2 protein-coding genes and 1 tRNA gene are annotated in these 2,498 nt (G+C 30.4%); all 3 read right to left on the bottom strand.

Annotated features, from left to right (window positions below):
• Positions 1–3: 3 nt before the first annotated feature.
• Positions 4–80 (bottom strand) — tRNA-Thr (locus AC2LE6_RS08890).
• Positions 81–314: 234 nt separating this feature from the next.
• A complete protein-coding gene (locus AC2LE6_RS08885) occupies positions 315–533 on the bottom strand; it encodes a hypothetical protein (RefSeq protein WP_484478904.1) in 219 nt (72 codons plus the stop codon).
• A gap of 50 nt (positions 534–583) precedes the next feature.
• Complete coding sequence (locus AC2LE6_RS08880; protein WP_484478903.1) at positions 584–2,335, bottom strand: hypothetical protein; 1,752 nt, start codon at positions 2,333–2,335, stop codon at positions 584–586.
• Between the last annotated feature and the right edge of the window lie 163 nt (positions 2,336–2,498).

Below are 2,498 nucleotides of genomic sequence, written 5' to 3'. Positions count from 1 at the left end.
TAATGGTGCCGACACGAGGATTTGAACCCCGGGCCTGCTGATTACAAATCAGCTGCTCTAGCCAACTGAGCTATGTCGGCAATTTTAAATTACTTTTTATTTATACCAAATCTTTCTGATATATAGTAATTATACAAAAGATTTACTTAAATCTAGTTGAAATTTTAAAGTTTTTGTAGAAGTTTGAGAGGCATATTTTTCAATACCCTCTCCCGGAAATAATAAAGAACAATCCAATCTTTTCGTTTGTTTTGTTTTTATTAATTTTATTTATGTAGGTTTTATAAAAATTACTGGTTTTTTCAAATTATAATCTAAAATACTTCCATAAGTGTATTAAAAGACTCATTTATTGACTCATTTACACTCGCTCTTCTTGCTTTTTCTTCAGTCGCTTTCTTTTTCAACTCTTTTTGGAAAATAGCATTATCTACTCTACTCTCATTTTCTACAGATAATTCATCTTTAAAAATTGCTGCATCTTGAGGTTTGCCATCAACCATTGAAAATGGACCTTTTTTGAAATCTATCATATTATATCTCCTTTCATTATATTACTATATTATAGTCAATCTTACCTTAATTACGCCTTATTAAGATAAGTTAATGTATTATCCAAGTCATTCATATCTAACTCACCTAACCAATTCAAATATACACCATTACTCATAGGTACAATTGCAAATCCTGTATCGTCTCTAAGAGCTTGGATACTTAGTAATGCTTTATAAGACATTGTATACTTTTTTCCACCATGAGTTATTGATTTGAAATTTTTAAGAGCAATATCTTTAAACATTGTTTTGAATAATTCTTTACTGTTATAAGTGTTCTCAAATTCTTTAGAACAAGATTGTGCTAATTTTTGTAATACTTTTTCAGTATTGGGACTTTGACCACTCTGTAACAATTGTGCTAAATTCATAACATCTTGTGATTTGTCATGTGTTCTATCTGCAAAGAAATTTCCAACATCAACTGCATCATATTGTAAAGCAGTGTATACCATTGGTAAAACTTCTCTCATCCAAGAACCTATCAATTTTATCTGTAATGTATCTTCCGGAACAAAACCATATCTAAACCAAGCATATCCACCAACATCAACATTTGCTGCAAGTCTAATTTTATCTACACCCTTCGCTTTATATAAATCTAAGGCATCTGAAAAGATATCTTTGTTAATTGAAGTTCCTTGCAAAGATTCTGGAATTTGTAGTTGGTCATTCTGTACATTTAAGTTTCCATTTTTACCTTTGAAAAATGATCTATTCATAAAAAACAGTTCAGCATCACCATTCCTAGGGTCACCGGCAGCCATGTTTATTACAAAACTATCTTTTCCAGGTCTAACGCTGAACCTTAAACTTTCTGCATTAAAGTTAATAAAACCTTTAACTGAATTTAAGTTATCAATTGTATCTCTAATAAATGTAGTTACAAAGTTTGCATCTTCTACACCCATTGATGATTTTACATCATTATATATAGAATCAATCTTTGTATTAATAATTACTTGAACAGCTGGGTCTATTCCCTCATCTGTAACTTTAAACAATTCTGATGTTTGATTCGTTTTTAACATTGTTGCAATATCTGCTGATCTTTGTTCATGAGATTGTTTAGCAGTTATAACTGACTGCTCTGCTATTGTGCCTTGAGCAATATGTTGGTCTAATTCCTCATCTGTAGTTTCACTATTAACTAAGCTATCAACTTTAGATTTTGGTTGTTGTTCTTCTGGAGCTACATTTTCATCTTCTGAACTTACTACACCGTCAGCCATTGGATTATTTTCTGAATTAAGTTCTTCACCATCTAACTCAGCTAGACCCATTATATAACCTTTTATAGCTTGCTCATCTTTCACATTTAAATCAGCTATATCACTCTTTAGTAAATGTCTACCAATTTGAACGATTGCCTTTCTTTGAAATGTTTGTGCGGCTGGAGCATCTGAAGCAAACTTTGTAGCAAGTGTAGAAGCCTTGAACAACTTAGCATTTCCAGTCATTGGAAGCAATAAACTGAATAACATAGTATAGTATATCTTTTTCATTGCAACTGGTGGTTTCTTACCATCCTTTACTACTTTCTTTATTTTGTTGAAATTAGTCTGTAATGCCTTAACATTCTTTTCTTCATCTTGAATAAGTTCTGGTAACATTGAGCTTACAAGATTCTGTTTTCCAGAAGTAGGAAATTCTTGATCTTTGTTATTAACCAACATCAATCTGAATAAGTTTCCAACATCTGTATATTTTTTGAATTTCTTACCATCAATAACAGCATCTATCATTGCTCTTTCATTCAGTATTTCTTTCATTCTACTCATTAACATATCCTCATTATATCTTTCTTTAATCTATTTATTCTACAAATAACAATTTTATTTTAACTTTATTATTATAACTCTCTTTCTCCAGAAAATTTCCTCTCTCTTTAATATTCTTTGTAAAAAATCAAGAAGATTTCTTCCAGTGTTTATATAGTGTTTT

The organism is Candidatus Izemoplasma sp. (assembly GCF_982632705.1).
This window is presented reverse-complemented; position numbering and strand designations above follow the sequence as displayed.

Bases quoted from the DNA above. Each gene is read 5' to 3' on its own strand.
- AC2LE6_RS08885 (WP_484478904.1), bottom strand. From the start codon at position 533: ATGATAGATTTCAAAAAAGGTCCATTTTCAATGGTTGATGGCAAACCT.
- AC2LE6_RS08880 (WP_484478903.1), bottom strand. From the start codon at position 2,335: ATGAGTAGAATGAAAGAAATACTGAATGAAAGAGCAATGATAGATGCT.